Genomic DNA, 16,148 nt, shown 5'->3' on the forward strand with positions numbered 1-16,148 from the left:
CCCGACGTGCGCTCAGCCGATCTCGCCGTCCCCGTCGGAGTCGAGGTCGCCGGTCGGGTCCTCGGCCGTCGGGTCCTCGAGGAAGTCGCCGCCCACGGGGTGGCCCTGCCACGACACCAGCTCCCAGCCGGTGCGGGGGTCGCCGTCGAGCACGATCAGCGCGGTGTTGTGCAGCGGCTGGTGGGCCGGCGGGGCCTGCGGGCTGGGCGCCGTCCGGGTCGAGGCCCAGGTGCGCAGCGCGGCCCCGTGGCTGACGACGAGCACGGCCTCGTGGCCCGCCTCGGCGATGGTGCGTACGGCCGCGTCGTAGCGGGCGAGGAACTCCTCGCCCGTCTCGCCGCCGGGCATCCGGTGGTCGAGGTCGCCGTCGAGCCACGCGGCGACGGCTCCGATGTAGCCGGCGACGGCGTCGTGGTCGTTGCGCATCTCGAAGTCGCCCGCGGCGATCTCCTGCAGGCCGTCGAGCTGCACCGGCTCGAGGCCGCGCGCCTGCGCGGTGGGGGCGGCGGTCTGGTGGGTGCGCACCCGGCTGGAGACGTAGATCGCGTCGATCCGTTCGTCGGCGAGGGCCTTCGCGGCCGCCACGGCCTGGGCGCGGCCGAGGTCGGTGAGGTCGAGCCCGGGGTGGGCGGTGTCGAGCTCGCCGGAGACGTTGGCGTGCGTCTGGCCGTGGCGCATGAGCAGGAGTCGCAAGGGGGGGATCCTCGGGAGGCTAGGAGTTGAACGGGGACGTCTTGCTGGAGGCGAGCTCGCGCGCCTGCTCCAGGGGCACGTCCTCGAGCGCGGCCTCGATGTCGGAGCCGATGTGGCTCACCTCGGCGCCCCGCTCGATCAGCACCTGGGTGTGCACGAGGCGGTCGTCGTAGGCGTGGACCATCGTGAAGCCCTGGCCGGCGTCGACACCCGAGACGAAGCGGTCGACCGGTGCGGGGTCGAGGGTGTAGCAGCTGGCCGCCGTCACCGAGACCGGCACGCCGGCGAACGTCGACCACGTCGGCAGGTGCAGGTGACCGGCGAGGATGCCGCGCACGTCGGTGCCGGCGATCACGTCGGCCAGCGCCTGCTGGTCGTGCAGCTCGATCAGCTCGGCGGCGCGCACCATCGGCAGGGGCAGCGGCGGGTGGTGCATCGCCAGCAGCGTCCCGTGCTCGGCCGGGGTGGCGAGCACGTCGGCGAGCCACGCCAGCTGCTCGGGCAGCAGCTCGCCGTGGTGGTGGCCGGGCACGCTCGTGTCGAGGGCGACGATGCGCAGCCCGTCGACGTCGTGCACCCGGTCCTGGCACCGGGCGTCGTCGGAGTCGAACATGCCCCTGGCGAACGGCGCCCGCTCGTCGTGGTTGCCCATCGTCCACACCACCGTCGCGCCGATCCCGGCAGCGAACGGCTCCACGATCGAGCGGAGGGTGGCGTAGGCGTCGGGCTCGGCGCGGTCGGCCAGGTCGCCGGTGAAGACCAGCGCCCGGGGCGCGGGGCGCACCGCCGCGAGCCGCTCGAGCGCGCGGCGCAGGTTGGCGACGTTGTCGATGACGCCGTAGTGCAGCGCTCCGCCGCCGATCAGGTGCGGGTCGCTCAGGTGCGCGACGACGTGCCGCGGGGCGGCGTACTGACCGAGCTGCTTCACACCGAGCAGCCTAGGGCCGCGCCGGGAGGATGCGCCCGGTCACCTCGCCGAGGGTGATCCGGCCGCCCGCGGTGCCCGGCGCGGTGTAGCGCAGGGTCACCTCGTCGCCGTCCTCGAGGAACGTGCGCTCGCGCCCGCCGGCGGTGAACGGCTCGGTGCCGCCCCAGCTCAGCTCGAGCAGGGAGCCGCGCTGGCCGGGCTCGGCGCCCGACACGGTGCCCGACCCCCACAGGTCGCCGGTGCGCACGGAGGCGCCGTTGACGGTGGTGTGGGCGAGCATCTGGGCCGGCGACCAGTACATGGTGCGGTAGGGCGGACGCGAGACCACCTCGCCGTCGAGCACCACCTCCACCTCGATGTCGAGCCCGGCAGGGCCCTCGACGCGGAGGTGGTCGAGCACCTCCGGGTCCTGTCCGGGCAGGTCGGTCCAGGCGGCGTCGAGCGCCGCGAGCGGGGTCACCCACGCGCTGATCGAGGTCGCGAACGACTTGCCGAGGAACGGGCCGAGGGGCACGTACTCCCACGCCTGGATGTCGCGCGCCGACCAGTCGTTGAGGCCGACGACGCCGAAGGCGTGCCGCGCGAAGTCGGCGGTGGCGACCCGCTCACCCAGCGCGGATGGCACCCCGACCACGAAGCCCAGCTCGGCCTCGATGTCGAGACGCCGGGACGGGCCGAACGTCGGGCGCTCCTCCGTCGGCGCCTTGCGCTGCCCGCAGGGTCGTACGACGTCGGTGCCGGAGACCACGACCGTGCCCGAGCGGCCGTGGTAGCCGACGGGGAGGTGCTTCCAGTTGGGCAGCAGCGGCTCCTGGTCGGGGCGGAAGATCCGGCCGACGTTGGAGGCGTGGTGCTCGGAGGCGTAGAAGTCGACGTAGTCGCCGACCGTGAACGGCAGGAGCATCGTCACCGAGTCGACCGGCGCCAGGGCCGGCTCGACGAGGTCGCGCTCGGTCTGGTCGGTCAGCAGCCCCGTCACCCACGCGCGGGTCGACTCCCAGACGGCGGGCCCGGCCGCCATGAACGGGTTGAGCGTCGGCTGGTCGAACAGCTCGTGGGTGTCGACCATGTCGGCGGCCGCGACGACGCTGAGGTCGAGCACCTGGTCGCCGATGCGCACCGCGACCCGCGGGCGCTCGCCGGAGCGGGCGAAGACGCCGTAGGGGAGGTGGTCGACGTCGAACCCGGAGCCCGCGGCTCCCTCGACCCAGCTGCTGCGGCTCATGCGTTGTCCTCCACCAGTACGAGGGCGATCAGGTCGTCGAGCGGCTCGGTGACCGAGCAGGAGCCGAAGGAGGTGAACCAGCGGCGGGCCGACGCCACGCCGCCACCGGCCAGCGCCGCCGTGAGCGCGGCGCCGTCGCGCACCTCCAGGGCGGCCGTCGCGTCGTCCACGGTGCCGCCGTCCCACAGCGCCCTCGTGGCCGCCAGCAGGTTGAGGAAGCCGTGCGCGCCGCCGCCCTGCGGCTCGTGGCGCACCGCCCGGTGCAGCCCGGCGGTGGCCTTGAACGGCGTCTCGCGGTCGAGCGCCGCGTCGACCCACCCGGCGACGGTCGCGGAGCCGGGGACGAGGTCGTGGTCGACGTGGCCGAGCCGGAGCTTGAGGCGGTGCCCGCACGCGGCGACCTCGTCGGCGGCGGCCAGCCAGGTCGGGGTCACCGGCCCGGGCAGCTCGACGTAGAGGGGGACGTCGTCGGCCCCGGCGGCGCGCAGTGCGGCGTCGATGCGGCGCACGTTGCCCACCGGGTCGTCGACGTCGCGGACGGCGATCTCCACGGCAGCGACGTGCAGCCCGAGGCGGCCGGCCGCGCCCAGCGGACCGGCGAGCTGGCCGGCGCCGCCGGTCACCACGACCGACAGCGGGCCGCCGAAGCCCCGGACGAGCGGCAGGTCGGTGTCGCGGAGCACGAAGCTGCCGACCAGGTCGGCCCACCACTCCTCGCGGCGCGCGGTGTGGGCCGCGGTCGCCTCGTGGAGGGGCGCGTCGCCGGGAGGGAAGATCGCGGCGTCGTCGACGAGGCCGCGCCACTCCTCGGGCCAGGCGGACGCTCGCCGGGTGGGTTCGGAGGGTGCAGGGCTGGGGGACACGGGGCTACTCTAGCCACCAGATAACGGACGCTGACGTCCGGTAATCGGATGAACGGAGCGCACTGATGGCCCACTACCGAGCACTCGGACGGCTGCCCCGCCAGCGGCACACCCAGCTGCGCGACGACGACGGCCACCTCTTCCGCGAGGAGCTGATGGGCGAGGAGGGATTCTCCTCCGACTCCTCGCTGCTCTACCGCCGGGGCGTGCCGAGCGCGATCACCGACAGTCGGGTGTGGGACCTCCCCGACCAGTCGCGGATCCCCAACCACCCGCTCAAGCCGCGGCACCTCCGGCTGCACGACCTGCAGACCGGCACCTGCCCGGTCGAGGGCCGGCGCCTGGTGCTGGGCAACAACGACGTGCGGATCGCCTACGTGCTCACGGGCACCGACCCGTCCCCGCTCTACCGCAACGCCATCGGCGACGAGTGCGTCTACGTCGAGTCCGGCAGCGGCACGGTCGAGACCGTCTTCGGGGTCGTGCCCTACCGCACCGGCGACTACGTCGTCATCCCGCGCGCGACCGACCACCGGTGGGTGCCCGCCGAGCCGTCGCGGCTCTACGCCGTCGAGGCCAACAGCCACATCCACCCGCCCAAGCGCTACCTGTCGCGGTTCGGCCAGCTGCTCGAGCACGCCCCCTACTGCGAGCGCGACCTCCACGGCCCGGCGGAGACCTTCGAGGTCGAGGGCACCGACGTCGAGGTGCTGGTCAAGCACCGCACCAGCGCCGGGATCGTCGGCACCCGCCTGACCTACGCCACGCACCCCTTCGACGTGGTGGGCTGGGACGGGTGCCTCTACCCCTACACGTTCAACGTCGAGGACTACATGCCGATCACCGGCAAGGTCCACCAGCCGCCGCCGGTGCACCAGGTCTTCGAGGGCTGGAACTTCGTGATCTGCAACTTCCTGCCCCGCAAGGTCGACTACCACGAGCTCGCGATCCCGGTGCCCTACTACCACTCCAACGTCGACTCCGACGAGGTGATGTTCTACGTCGGCGGCGACTACGAGGCCCGCAAGGGCTCGGGCATCGGCATCGGCTCGATCAGCCTGCACCCCGGCGGCCACGCACACGGCCCGCAGCCCAGCGCGATCGAGGCCTCGCTGGGCGTGCAGTACTTCGAGGAGTCGGCCGTCATGGTCGACACCTTCGCCCCGCTCGAGCTCGGCGAGGGCGGCGTCGCGGTGGAGGACCCGGCCTATGCCTGGACCTGGGCGGGCCGCGGCCCCGACGCTTCCGGCGAGGACGGCGGACCGGCGGTCTACAGCAACACGTGACGCTCCGGGCGGGCGCCCACTCCTTCGGGTGATCGTTAGCGTGGCGAGCATGACGACCGCCGACCTGCCGCCCTGCGTCCTCGTCCTCTTCGGCGCCAGCGGCGACCTCGCGTCGCGCAAGCTGTTCCCGGGTCTCTACCGCCTCGCCGCGGCGGGCCGGCTGCCCCGGGACTTCGCCGTCATCGGCAGCGGGCGCCACGCGCCCGACTCGGACGACGACTTCCGCGACGAGGTGCTCGACGGGCTCCGCGACTCGGTCGACGACCTCGACGACGACCTCGCGCGCGACCTCCTCGACCGCTTCTCGTTCCGGGCCTCCGACGCCGACGACGGCGCCGACCTCGCCGCGCGGGTGCGCGAGGTGGAGGAGGGCCTCGGCGACGACGTGCTGCGCCTGGTGTACCTCTCGGTCCCGCCCGCGGCGATGCCCGGCATGGTCGCGATGCTGGGACGCGAGGGCCTGGCCGACGGCGCCCGGCTGGTGATCGAGAAGCCCTTCGGCCTGGACCTGGCGTCGTTCGAGGAGCTCGACCGCGACGTCCACGAGGTCTTCGAGGAGGACCAGGTCTTCCGCATCGACCACTTCCTCGGCAAGGAGGCCGTGCAGAACCTGCTCGCGCTGCGCTTCGCCAACGCCCTCTTCGAGCCGGCGTGGAGCCGCGAGAGCATCGCCTCGGTGCAGGTCGACGTGCCCGAGACGCTGGCGATGGAGGGTCGCGGGTCGTTCTACGAGTCCACCGGCGCGCTGCGCGACATGGTCTCCACGCACCTGTTCCAGATCCTCGGCGCGGTCGCCCTGGAGGACCCGGGGGAGTGGTCGGCCGCGGCCGTACGACGTGCGCGCGCCGCGGTGCTCGCCGACGTACGCCCGCTCGACCCGGCCCGGGTCGTGCTCGGGCAGTACGACGGCTACCGCGACGAGGACGACGTCGACGACGACTCCGATGTCGAGACCTTCGTCGCGCTGGAGGCGTGGGTCGACAACGACCGCTGGCGCGGCGTCCCGTTCCTCCTGCGCACCGGCAAGGCGATGGCCGAGACGCGACGCACGGTGACGCTCCGCTTCCGGGAGCCGGACTCGACGGTGTTCGGCGACGGCCTGGCCCCCGACGAGCTCGTCCTCGAGCTCACCGACGAGGCGCAGATCCACGTCGACCTGCTCGGCAAGCGCCCCGGCCCGGAGATGGATCTCGCCCCGGCGGCCATGCGCCTCGACCTGGGGGAGGAGCTCCCGCACGACGAGCCGCTCGAGGCCTACGAGCGGCTGCTCCTCGACGTGCTCCACGGCGACCACACCCTCTTCGCGCACGCCGACGAGACGCGGCGGCTGTGGCAGGTGTGCCAGCCCGTGCTCGACGACCGGCCGGCGCCGCTGCCCTACGAGCAGGGCTCCTGGGGGCCGGACGCGGCGCTCGCCCTCCCCGAGCACGGCTGGCGCCTGGGCCGCGACGCCGATGGCGAGTGACGCCCGGGCCCCCGGCGGACCCGCCGCGCCCATCGCGGACCACGGTCTGATCGGCGACCTCCGCACCGCAGCCCTCGTCGCGACCGACGGCACGATCGACTGGTTCTGCCCGGGCCGGTTCGACGCGCCGAGCGTCTTCGCCTCGCTGCTCGACCCCGACGGCGGGTCGTGGCGGCTGGCACCCGACGACCCCGACGCGCGCAGCCAGCAGTACTACCACCCCGAGACCAACATCCTCGTCACCCGCTTCCTCACCGAGCGCGGGGTCGTGGAGGTCCAGGACTTCATGCCGGTGCTGCGCGCCCACGACCCCGACCACCGGCAGCGCCTGGTGCGCCGCGTGGTCGGGCTGCGGGGCTCGGTCGAGCTCACCATGGAGATGACGCCCCGTCCCGACTACGCGCGCACGGAGCCCGACCTGGATGTCGAGGACGGCGTCGTGCGCTTCGCCGACGGCGAGGTCGACCTGGCGCTGTCGAGCACCCTCGACCTCGACGTCAAAGCGAGCACCGCGTCGGCCCGGGTGGCGCTCGCGACCGGCGACTCCGCCCTGTTCGTGCTCGAGGTGCTGACGCCCGGCGAGCCCGCCCGCGGCTGTGCCCCGTCGGACGTGTCCGAGCTCTTCGACGCCACGGCGGCCTACTGGCGCGGCTGGCTCTCGCAGTCGACCTACACCGGGCGGTGGCGCGAGTGGGTGGACCGCTCGGCGCTCACCCTCAAGCTGCTGTGCCACGAGCCCACGGGCGGGATCATCGCCGCGCCGACGACCAGCCTCCCCGAGAGCATCGGCGGGTCGCGCAACTGGGACTACCGCTACGTGTGGGTGCGCGACGCCGCGTTCAGCGTCTACGCCCTGCTGCGCCTGGGCTTCACCGAGGAGGCGGGCGCGTTCGTGCGCTTCCTCTCCGAGCGGCTCGGCGAGGCCGCCGGCGACGGCGCCGACGAGGACCTGGGCCCGCTCCGGGTGGTGTACGACCTCGACGGCGCCCTGCCCCACGAGAGCGAGCTCGACCACCTCGCCGGCTACCGCGACTCCCGCCCGGTGCGCATCGGCAACGCCGCGGTCGACCAGCTCCAGCTCGACGTCTACGGCGAGCTGATCGACTCGGTCTACCTCTTCGACAAGCACGGCCGCGGGATCAGCCACGACGCCTGGGGCGACCTGCGCCGGATCGTCTCGTGGCTGATGGACAACTGGGAGCGTCCCGACGCGGGGATGTGGGAGATCCGCTCGGAGCCGCGCACCCACACGACCTCGCTCGTGATGAGCTGGGTGGCCGTCGAGCGGATGATGCGCGTGGCCCGGCGCCGCGGCCTGCCCGGCGACCTCACCCGCCTGGCCGCGACCCGCGACGAGATCTACGAGCGGGTGATGACCGAGTGCTGGAACGACGACATCGGCGCCTTCACCGCCGTCGCCGGCGGCGACGTGCTCGACGCGGGTGCGCTGCTGATGCCGATGGTGAAGATGCTGGCGCCGGACGACCCGCGCTTCCTCTCCACGCTAGCGGCGATCGAGGAGCGGCTGGTCTCCGACAGCCTGGTGCTGCGCTACGAGCCCGAGGCCTTCGGTGACGGCGTCCCGGGCACCGACGGCACCGTCGACGCGGAGGGCACGTTCTCGCTGTGCTCCTTCTGGTACGTCGAGGCGCTGACCCGCGCCGGTCGCCTCGCCGAGGCCCGCCTGGCGCTGGAGAAGATGTTCACCTATGCCAACCACCTCGGCCAGTACGCCGAGCAGGTCGCGCTCAACGGCGAGCAGCTCGGCAACTTCCCGCAGGGCTTCACCCACCTCAGCCTGATCAGCGCCGTGATCAACCTCGACCGCAGCCTCGACGGCTGAGCCACCGGCCGGTCATCCGCGGTCGCCGCGCACCGGAGTGCTGCTGCGGCCCTGCGCGCGACCGGCGAGCTCTGCGTCCAGCGTCTCCTGGGCGATCCGCATGCTCTCCGCGTACGCCGGCTCGCGCAGGCGCTGCCACATCACGTCCTCCGGCACGTCCTCGACCTGGCTGACCACCCACCAGATGTTGCCGAACGGGTCACGGATCCGGCCGCCGCGCTGACCGAACGCGCTGTCGGCGAGCTCGGTCACGACCACCGCGCCCGCCGCCACTGCGCGTTCGAACGTGGCGTCCGCGTCCGGCACGAAGACCCGGAGCAGGCTGGGCATCGGCGGCCACTCCGGCCGGCGGTCGAAGGCCAGGACGACCGTGTCCCCGACCCGCACCTCGCCGTGGCCGATGGACCCGTCCTCGACGGCCACGCGGGCGAGCTCCTCGCCCCCGAGGACCGTGGTGGTGAAGTCCAGGAACGCCCCGGTGTCCTCGGTGACCACCCACGGGGCCACCGTCGTGTAGCCGGCCGGCGTCGTCGCGTCGTGCTCCATCGTCCGCCCTCCTCCTCGCTCGTCTGGTGCGCTCGGCACCACGCTAGGCAGGAATCAGGTCGGGTGCGGTCCTGATGCGAGCGGGTTCAGGAGGTCCAGGCGCGCCAGAGGGCGGCGTACTCCCCGTCGAGCTCGATGAGCTCGTCGTGGCTGCCGAGCTCCACGATGCGACCCTCGAGGACCACTGCGATGCGGTCGGCGTCGTGGGCGGTGTGCAGGCGGTGCGCGATCGCCACGACCGTGCGGCCCGCGAGGAGGCTGTTCATCGAGCCCTCGAGGGTGCGCGCGGTGCGCGGGTCGATCAGCGAGGTCGCCTCGTCGAGCACGAGCGTGTGCGGGTCGGCGATGATCAGCCGCGCCAGGGCGACCTGCTGCGCCTGGGCCGGGGTGAGCGCGAAGCGCCCCGAGCCGATCATCGTGTCGAGCCCGTCGGGCAGGCGCTCGACCCACGACAGGCCACCGACGGCGGCCAGCGCCCGGCGCACGGCGTCGTCGGAGGAGTCCTCGCGCGCCAGCACGACGTTGTCGCGCACGGAGCCGATGAAGACGTGGTGCTCCTGGGTGACGAGCGCGACCTCGGTGCGCAGCACCTCGAGCGGCAGGTCGACCAGGTCCACCCCACCCACCCGGGCCGAGCCGGTGCGCGGGCGGTTGATCCCCGACAGCAGCCGCCCGAGCGTCGACTTGCCGGAGCCGCTCGGGCCGACGACCGCCAGTCGCTCTCCGGTGCGCAGGTGCAGGTCGACGCCGTGGAGCACGTCGTGGCCCTCGCGGTAGGCGAAGCGGAGGTCCGACCCGACGAGCTCGGCGCCCTCGGGCAGCTTGTCGCCGGGCTCGCGGTCGGGCGGCACCTCGGCGATGCCGAGCAGCCGGCTCGTCGACGCCACGCCCACCTGGAGGCGGTCGACCTCGCCGATGACCGCGTCGAGCGGCTCGGCCAGCGCGACGACGTAGAGCAGCGCGGCGGTGATCTGCCCGAGGTCGACCCAGCCGCGGCTGTAGCCGTAGGCGCCGACGACCAGCGTGACGACCTGCGGCACCTGGAACGCCGCGTTGAGGGCCGCGAACAGCACGTTGCGCAGCGTCATGCCGTAGCGCTCGGCCTGCCCCGACACCGCGATGTCGTCGGAGCCCGCCGCCACGCGAGCCCGCGAGAGCCCCAGTGCCTCGACGGTCCGCGACCCCTCGACGGTCTCGGTGAGCGTGGTGTTGATGCGCGAGTAGGTGGCGCCCTCGGTGATGTAGGCCTTGGGCGCGCGGCGCAGGTAGGTGCGCACGGCGGGGGCGCAGAGCGCGAAGACCACGAGCGCGGGCACCGCCAGCAGCAGCGAGTTGAGCAACATCGCCACGATCGAGAGCACGACCGTCATCAGCGAGATCAGCAGGCGCGGCACGCCCCACTGCACCGAGCGGGCCATCGTGCCGACGTCGCGGGTGACCCGGGTGACGAGGTCGCCGGTGCTGGCTCCCTCGACGCGGCCCACGGGCAGGCGCAGGATCGTGCGGACGACGTGCTCGCGGGCCGAGGCGAGCAGGTCCTGGCCGAAGTAGGTCGACGTGCGCTGCGCGCCGAAGGTGAGCAGCGCCTGGAGGACGACCACACCGACGACCGCCAGGGCGATGGTGTCGAGGCCGCCGGCGCCCACGCCCTGGGTGTCCACCCGGTTGACGAGCGAGCCGAGCAGGCGCGGCACCACGAGGGCGGAGCCCGCGGCCAGGGCGTTGAGCACGACCAGCAGCACGAAGGTGCGCTTGCGGCTGCGCACCAGGTCGACGAGGAACGCCAGCACCGCGCGGTTGCCCGACACCGGCCAGCCGCGCACCGGGTTGCGCGAGGCGTCGTAGACGTCCTCGGCGCGCTGGCGCCGCAGCTCGTGGCGCTGCCACAGGGCGCGGTTGCGCTCGCGCAGGCCGGCGTGCTCGGGCGGCAGCAGCTCGTCGGGGATCGCGGGCGGGTCGGCGGCCCGGTCGCGCCAGGTCTCGGCCGAGGTGGCGAGCAGGTCGGTGCTCATCGGACCGGCTCCTCCTCGTCCATCTGGGGGTCCAGCTGGTGGTCCATCTGGTCGTCCAGCTCGTCGTCCATCTCTCGCGCGACCACGCGCCGGTAGCCGTCGTGGCCGGCCAGCAGGTCGGCGTGGGTGCCCTCGGCGACGACGGTGCCGTCGTGCAGGAGCACGACGCGGTCGGCGTGGTGCAGCCACAGCGGCGAGACCGTGGTGACCACCGTCGTACGGCCGCGCCGGGTCTCCGCGACGCGCTCGGCGATGCGCGCCTCGGTGTGGGCGTCGACGGCGGAGGTCGGCTCCACCAGCACCAGGATCGGCGCGTCCGTGGCCAGCGCGCGCGCCAGCACCACCCGCTGGCGCTGCCCGCCGGACAGGCCGCGGCCGCGCTCGTCGAGCTGGCCCTGCCAGCCCTCGGGGAGCGCGTCGTAGACGTCCTCGGCGTTGGCGACGCGCAGCGCGTGCTCGGCCTGCTCACGGGTGAGCCGGCCGTGGGGGTCGACGGCGTCCTGGAGGGTCCCGGCGAAGAGCTGGCTGGTGGTGTCGCTGACCAGCACCTGGCGGCGTACGTCGTCGAGCGTGGCCCGCGAGAGGTCGACGCCGCCGAGGGTGACGCCCCACTCGCGGGTCGCCCGCTCCTCGTCGCGCGCCGCGATGCGGGCCCGCTCGGCTGCCCGCTCGGCCCGCGAGCGACGCGCGGCGCGGCCCTTGGTGCCCGCGTCCTCCACGGCCGGGACGGGCTCGGTGTCGGCGGGCAGGTAGCGGCCGAGGCGGTCGGCGAGGGCAGCGCTCTGCTCGGGCACCGCGCTCACGACGACGGTCAGCACGCCCGGCTCCACCGTCAGCCCGCTCGCGGTGTCGTGGAGCGCGGCGGTGCCGTCGAGCGCGACCGGCTTGGACGGCTCGCGCCACGGCGGGCGCTGGTCGAAGATCGCGGTGGCCTTGCGGGCGCTGACCAGGGAGCGCACGCCCTTCTGGGCGAACTCGAAGAAGGTGCGGATCGGCCCGACCATGAAGAGGCCGTAGCCGAGGAAGGTGATCAGCTCGCCCACGCTCAGCTCGCCGGCCCGGACCTGCCGGGTGCCGAGCCACACCAGGGCGACCAGGAAGATGCCGGAGAGCAGCACGCCGACCGCCTCGACCACGGCCTGCCAGATGCCGGCGGCCACGCCGGCCTGCCGGGCCGACTGGGACTGGCGGTCGTAGTTGGCCCCGAACGTCTGCTCCCCGCCGATGCCGCGGAGGATCCGCAGGCCGGCCACGATGTCGGTGGCCAGCGAGGTCAGGTCGGAGGTGCGCGAGCGCTCGAGCTGCTGGCGGCGGTGGAGTGGTCGCAGCAGGGGGAGGGCGGCGCCGACGAGGAGCGGTGCCGCGACCAGGGTGAGCAGGCCGAGCTGCCACGACATCGTGAGCACGATGAACGCGACGGTGAGGTAGGACGCGACCTGGCCCAGGGTGCGCGCCACGATCTCGGTCAGCGCGCCGAACTCGTCGGAGTCGCTCGACGCGACGCTCAGCACCTCGCCGGTCGGTGCCCGCCGGGGCAGCACGTGCCCCATCTGGGCCACCTTGCGGGTGACCATCTCGAGGGTCCCGTAGAGCGCGACGAGCCAGCTGCGCACGACCAGCGTGTGGGACACGATGCCGAACACGCCGCCCACGACGACGACGGCGAGCAGGAGGCCCGCCCAGCCGAGGAGCGCCGACTCCGAGCCGCCGACGATGCCCTGGTCGACCGCGCGACCGAAGATCCACGGCCCGAGCGTCATCGGGAGGAACCACAGCGCGTAGCAGAGCGCCGAGAGCGCGATCAGCGCCTTCTGCTGCCCCAGGACCCATCGCAGGAACGCCAGCGGCGACCGGGTGTCGGGGTCCGGCGTGGGTGCGTCGTCGGAGCCGGTGTAGAACGTCGCGATCCGGGGTGGGTAGTCCTGCATGTCGTGTCTGACACTAGGCGCCGGGAGTGCCCGGCGACGAACCCTTAAACCGTGACGGTGCCCACGCGGACCGGCCCCGTGCGCCGCTCGCGTCCCGAGGCGGGCCGAGTCCCGAAGACCACCTGCGCCGGGTCCACCCCTACGGGTACCGTGGCGCACGATGACCGATGTCGAGGTGCTGGCACCGCGTGAGGTCCCGCTGGGAGGTCCCCGGGCCATGCGCGTACGTCGCACGCTGCCGCAGCGCCAGCGCTCGCTGATCGGCGCCTGGTGCTTCGTCGACCACTACGGCCCCGACGACGTCGACGAGACCGGCGGGATGGTGCTCCCCGCCCACCCGCACACCGGCCTGCAGACGGCGAGTTGGCTCTTCGGCGGCGAGCTCGAGCACCGCGACTCCGTCGGCAGCCTGGCCACCGTTCGACCCGGCGAGCTCAACCTGATGACCGCCGGCCGGGGGATCAGCCACACGGAGGTCTCGACCCCCGGCACGACCATGCTCCACGGCGCCCAGCTCTGGATCGCCCTGCCCGACGGCAGCCGCCACGTCGAGCCCCGCTTCGAGCACTTCGCTCCCGTGCCCGTCCGCGGGCCCGGCTGGGAGGCCCGGGTGTTCATCGGCTCGCTCCTCGGCGCGAGCTCGCCCGTCGAGGTGCACACCCCGCTCCTCGGCGCCGAGATCATGCTCGCCCCGGGCAGGTCCTTCGAGGTCGAGGTCGACCCCACCTTCGAGCACGGCGTGCTGCTCGACGTGGGCTCGGTCGACGTCGACGGCCAGGAGCTCGCGCCGAGCGACCTCGGGCACGTCCCCGCGGGGCGCTCCACCATCACCCTCACCGCGGCCGAGGAGGCGCGCGTGCTCCTCCTCGGCGGCCCGCCCTTCGGGGAGTCGATCGTCATGTGGTGGAACTTCATCGGCCGCAGCCACGACGAGGTCGCCGGCTACCGCCAGGCGTGGCAGGACCAGGTCGTCGTCGGGGACGGCGTGGTGGCCGACGGTCGCGACGTGGCCCCGGGCCGGTTCGGCGTGGTCGACCTCGACCTGCAGCCCATCCCCGCGCCGCCGCTGCCCAACGTCCGGCTCAAGCAACGCGGCTGAGCCCGGCTGGGCCCGGTTGTCCCCGGCGTGCGCGAGGATGCCCGCATGGAGAGCGGAGTCGGTCCCGTGGTCGGCGCCGACGGGGTGGCGCGCTGCCCCTGGGGTGCCGGCGACCCGGTCAACCGCGACTACCACGACACCGAGTGGGGCCTGCGCGTCGACGGCGAGGCCGCGCACCTCGAGCGGCTCACCCTCGAGGCATTCCAGTCGGGGCTGTCGTGGCGCACCATCCTCGACAAGCGCGAGCGCTTCCGCGCCGCGTTCGCCGGCTTCGACGCCGACACCGTCGCGGCCTTCGACGAGCGCGACGTCGAGCGGCTGATGGCCGACGCCGGCATCGTGCGCAACCGCCGCAAGGTCGAAGCGGCCGTCACCAACGCCCGCGCCACCGTCGCCCTGCGCGAGCACGGCGGGCTGGAGGCGTTCATCTGGTCCTTCCGGCCCGAGCCCGGCCCGGCGCCCCGCACCACCGCCGACGTCCCCACCACCTCGCCCGAGTCGGTCGCGCTGTCGGCGGCGCTGAAGAAGGCCGGCTTCGCCTTCGTCGGGCCGACGACGATGTACGCCCTGATGGAGGCGATCGGGCTCGTCGACGACCACCTCGCCGGGTGCCACCGGCGGGGGTGCGCCGGCTGACCTGGCACCGGAGAGCCTGTCGCCGGCACGACGCGCTGGCTAGTCTCACGCGCATGACAGCAGCCGGGCGCGTCCACGCGTTCACCCCCGACGACGCCCTCGCCGACCTCGACGCGACCGGCCTGGTCGAGGCGCTGCGCTCCGGCTCGGTCTCGGTGCCAGAGGTGGTCGAGGCCGCCATCGCCCGCACCGAGCGGGTCGACGCCGCGCTCGGTGCCGTGGCGTACGCCGCCTACGACCGGGCTCGCGAGGAGGCGCGCCACCCCCGCGGCGGCTGGTTCGCCGGGGTGCCCACCTTCGTCAAGGACAACGCCGACGTGGCCGGGATGCCGACCCAGCACGGGTCCGACGCGTTCACCGCCGAGCCGCAGGCCGCCGACGGCGACTTCGCCCGGATGTACCTCGCGACCGGGCTGATCCCGCTCGGCAAGACCCAGCTCTCGGAGTTCGGCTTCTCCGGGGCCGCCGACCACGTGCGGCTCGGCCCGGTGCGCTCGCCGTGGAGCACCGACCACTACGCAGGCGCCTCGTCCGCCGGCTCCGCCGCCCTCGTCGCGGCCGGGGCGGTGCCGATCGCCCACGCCAACGACGGGGGCGGGTCGATCCGGATCCCGGCCGCGGTCAACGGGCTGGTCGGCCTCAAGCCCACCCGCGGCCGCCTGGCCCAGGACCGGATGATGCGCGAGATGCCGGTGCAGATCGTCTCCGACGGCGTGCTCACCCGCAGCGTCCGCGACACCGCGGCGTTCTACCGCGAGGCCGAGAAGATCTGGCGCAACCCGCTCCTGCCGCCCGTGGGCGACGTCACCCGCCCCAGCCGCGCCCGGCTGCGGGTCGCGGTCGTCACCGAGGGCATCGGCCGTTCGTGCAGCCCCGAGGTGCGCGAGCTGACCCTCCGCACGGCCGCCCTGCTCGAGCAGCTGGGTCACCACGTCGAGGAGGTCGACAACCCGGTGCCGGCGAGCTTCCCCGACCACTTCGTGCGCTTCTGGGCGATGCTGGCGCTGGTCATCGCCCGACGGGGCAAGAAGGACTTCGGGCCCACCTGGGACCCGTCCCGGCTCGACAACCTCACCCTCGGCCTGGCCCGCCACGCCGCTCGCAACCTGCACAAGCAGCCGTTCTCGATCGCGGTGCTGCGCGGCTCGCAGCGCCTCGCCGCCCGGCACCGGGCGTCGTACGACATCACCCTGACACCGACCCTGGCGACCGAGACGCCCCGGGTCGGTCACCTGCGACCCGACCAGGACTACGACGAGATCATGGCCCGCCTGATGGACTGGGTGGCCTTCACGCCGCTGCAGAACGCCACCGGCGAGCCGGCCGTCTCCCTCCCGCTCGCCACGACCGCCGCCGGGCTCCCCCAGGGGATGATGCTGGGCGCCGGAGCCGGGCGCGAGGCACGCCTGCTCGGGCTGGCCCTCGAGCTCGAGGAGGCCGTCGGCTGGCCGCGGATCCACGCCGCCTGAACGGGGTCCGGACTGGCCCGGGAAGGCTCCGCGGGAGCCGATTTCTCATCGTGGCGGGGCGTGTGTATCGTTCTCCGTCGTTGCCCCTTTAGCTCAGTCGGCAGAGCGTCTCCATGGTAAGGAGAAGGTCTACGGTTCGATTCCGTAAAGGGGCT

13 protein-coding genes and 1 tRNA gene are annotated in these 16,148 nt (G+C 73.8%); 7 read left to right on the forward strand and 7 right to left on the reverse strand.

Annotated elements, in window-relative coordinates; genetic code table 11:
- Positions 1 to 12 precede the first annotated feature (12 nt).
- Genes JX575_RS03000 through JX575_RS03015 form a run of 4 tightly spaced genes read right to left on the reverse strand, consistent with a single transcriptional unit; the run spans position 13 to position 3,709 of the window.
- Positions 13 to 693 (reverse strand): histidine phosphatase family protein, encoded by a 681-nt coding sequence (locus tag JX575_RS03000; protein WP_186340195.1) that lies wholly within the window; start codon positions 691 to 693, stop codon positions 13 to 15.
- Between the two features lie 19 nt (positions 694 to 712).
- Entirely contained in the window at positions 713 to 1,621 is a 909-nt protein-coding gene (locus JX575_RS03005) for a phosphodiesterase (protein WP_186340196.1), read from the reverse strand.
- A gap of 10 nt (positions 1,622 to 1,631) precedes the next feature.
- Positions 1,632 to 2,846 (reverse strand): fumarylacetoacetase, encoded by a 1,215-nt coding sequence (gene fahA / locus JX575_RS03010; protein ID WP_186340197.1) that lies wholly within the window; start codon positions 2,844 to 2,846, stop codon positions 1,632 to 1,634.
- A complete protein-coding gene (locus JX575_RS03015) occupies positions 2,843 to 3,709 on the reverse strand; it encodes a hypothetical protein (RefSeq protein WP_186340198.1) in 867 nt (288 codons plus the stop codon). The genes fahA and JX575_RS03015 overlap by 4 nt, the downstream gene beginning before the upstream one ends.
- A gap of 65 nt (positions 3,710 to 3,774) precedes the next feature.
- Here JX575_RS03015 and JX575_RS03020 point away from each other — a divergent pair, with 65 nt between their 5' ends.
- Genes JX575_RS03020 through JX575_RS03030 form a run of 3 tightly spaced genes read left to right on the forward strand, consistent with a single transcriptional unit; the run spans position 3,775 to position 8,303 of the window.
- Positions 3,775 to 4,995 carry a homogentisate 1,2-dioxygenase domain-containing protein gene (locus JX575_RS03020; protein WP_186340199.1) on the forward strand — a complete coding sequence of 407 codons (1,221 nt, stop codon included), beginning with the start codon at positions 3,775 to 3,777 and terminating at the stop codon, positions 4,993 to 4,995.
- A gap of 49 nt (positions 4,996 to 5,044) precedes the next feature.
- The gene (gene zwf, locus JX575_RS03025; RefSeq protein WP_186340200.1) at positions 5,045 to 6,460 is read left to right on the forward strand and encodes a glucose-6-phosphate dehydrogenase; all 1,416 of its coding nucleotides are present in this window, start codon (positions 5,045 to 5,047) and stop codon (positions 6,458 to 6,460) included.
- Positions 6,450 to 8,303: a glycoside hydrolase family 15 protein gene (locus JX575_RS03030; RefSeq protein ID WP_186340201.1), complete on the forward strand. Its 1,854-nt coding sequence runs from the start codon at positions 6,450 to 6,452 to the stop codon at positions 8,301 to 8,303. Before zwf ends, JX575_RS03030 begins: the two co-directional genes overlap by 11 nt.
- Before the next feature lie 12 nt (positions 8,304 to 8,315).
- On the opposite strand, the gene JX575_RS03035 is transcribed toward JX575_RS03030, so the two are convergent.
- The 3 genes from JX575_RS03035 to JX575_RS03045 all read right to left on the reverse strand — a co-directional run bounded on the left by JX575_RS03035 (position 8,316) and on the right by JX575_RS03045 (position 12,789).
- Entirely contained in the window at positions 8,316 to 8,849 is a 534-nt protein-coding gene (locus JX575_RS03035) for a VOC family protein (RefSeq protein WP_186340202.1), read from the reverse strand.
- Positions 8,850 to 8,935: 86 nt separating this feature from the next.
- Entirely contained in the window at positions 8,936 to 10,861 is a 1,926-nt protein-coding gene (locus JX575_RS03040; RefSeq protein ID WP_186340203.1) for an ABC transporter ATP-binding protein, read from the reverse strand.
- On the reverse strand, positions 10,858 to 12,789 hold the full coding sequence (locus tag JX575_RS03045; RefSeq protein ID WP_186340204.1) for an ABC transporter ATP-binding protein: 1,932 nt from the start codon (positions 12,787 to 12,789) through the stop codon (positions 10,858 to 10,860). The genes JX575_RS03040 and JX575_RS03045 overlap by 4 nt, the downstream gene beginning before the upstream one ends.
- A gap of 160 nt (positions 12,790 to 12,949) precedes the next feature.
- On the opposite strand from JX575_RS03045, the gene JX575_RS03050 reads away from it, so the two are divergent.
- The 4 genes from JX575_RS03050 to JX575_RS03065 all read left to right on the forward strand — a co-directional run bounded on the left by JX575_RS03050 (position 12,950) and on the right by JX575_RS03065 (position 16,148).
- Positions 12,950 to 13,888: a pirin family protein gene (locus JX575_RS03050; protein WP_186340205.1), complete on the forward strand. Its 939-nt coding sequence runs from the start codon at positions 12,950 to 12,952 to the stop codon at positions 13,886 to 13,888.
- 45 nt (positions 13,889 to 13,933) lie between these two features.
- Positions 13,934 to 14,524 (forward strand): DNA-3-methyladenine glycosylase I, encoded by a 591-nt coding sequence (locus JX575_RS03055; RefSeq protein WP_186340206.1) that lies wholly within the window; start codon positions 13,934 to 13,936, stop codon positions 14,522 to 14,524.
- Positions 14,525 to 14,577: 53 nt separating this feature from the next.
- On the forward strand, positions 14,578 to 15,993 hold the full coding sequence (locus JX575_RS03060) for an amidase (RefSeq protein WP_186340207.1): 1,416 nt from the start codon (positions 14,578 to 14,580) through the stop codon (positions 15,991 to 15,993).
- Positions 15,994 to 16,075: 82 nt separating this feature from the next.
- Positions 16,076 to 16,148, forward strand: a tRNA-Thr gene (locus tag JX575_RS03065).

Source organism: Nocardioides sp. zg-1228 (assembly GCF_017086465.1).
GTDB lineage: Bacteria > Actinomycetota > Actinomycetes > Propionibacteriales > Nocardioidaceae > Nocardioides.

Bases quoted from the DNA above. Each gene is read 5' to 3' on its own strand.
- JX575_RS03045 (WP_186340204.1), bottom strand. From the start codon at position 12,789: ATGCAGGACTACCCACCCCGGATCGCGACGTTCTACACCGGCTCCGAC.
- JX575_RS03060 (WP_186340207.1), top strand. From the start codon at position 14,578: ATGACAGCAGCCGGGCGCGTCCACGCGTTCACCCCCGACGACGCCCTC.
- fahA (WP_186340197.1), bottom strand. From the start codon at position 2,846: ATGAGCCGCAGCAGCTGGGTCGAGGGAGCCGCGGGCTCCGGGTTCGAC.
- JX575_RS03055 (WP_186340206.1), top strand. From the start codon at position 13,934: ATGGAGAGCGGAGTCGGTCCCGTGGTCGGCGCCGACGGGGTGGCGCGC.
- JX575_RS03035 (WP_186340202.1), bottom strand. From the start codon at position 8,849: ATGGAGCACGACGCGACGACGCCGGCCGGCTACACGACGGTGGCCCCG.
- JX575_RS03040 (WP_186340203.1), bottom strand. From the start codon at position 10,861: ATGAGCACCGACCTGCTCGCCACCTCGGCCGAGACCTGGCGCGACCGG.
- JX575_RS03020 (WP_186340199.1), top strand. From the start codon at position 3,775: ATGGCCCACTACCGAGCACTCGGACGGCTGCCCCGCCAGCGGCACACC.
- JX575_RS03030 (WP_186340201.1), top strand. From the start codon at position 6,450: ATGGCGAGTGACGCCCGGGCCCCCGGCGGACCCGCCGCGCCCATCGCG.
- JX575_RS03050 (WP_186340205.1), top strand. From the start codon at position 12,950: ATGACCGATGTCGAGGTGCTGGCACCGCGTGAGGTCCCGCTGGGAGGT.
- zwf (WP_186340200.1), top strand. From the start codon at position 5,045: ATGACGACCGCCGACCTGCCGCCCTGCGTCCTCGTCCTCTTCGGCGCC.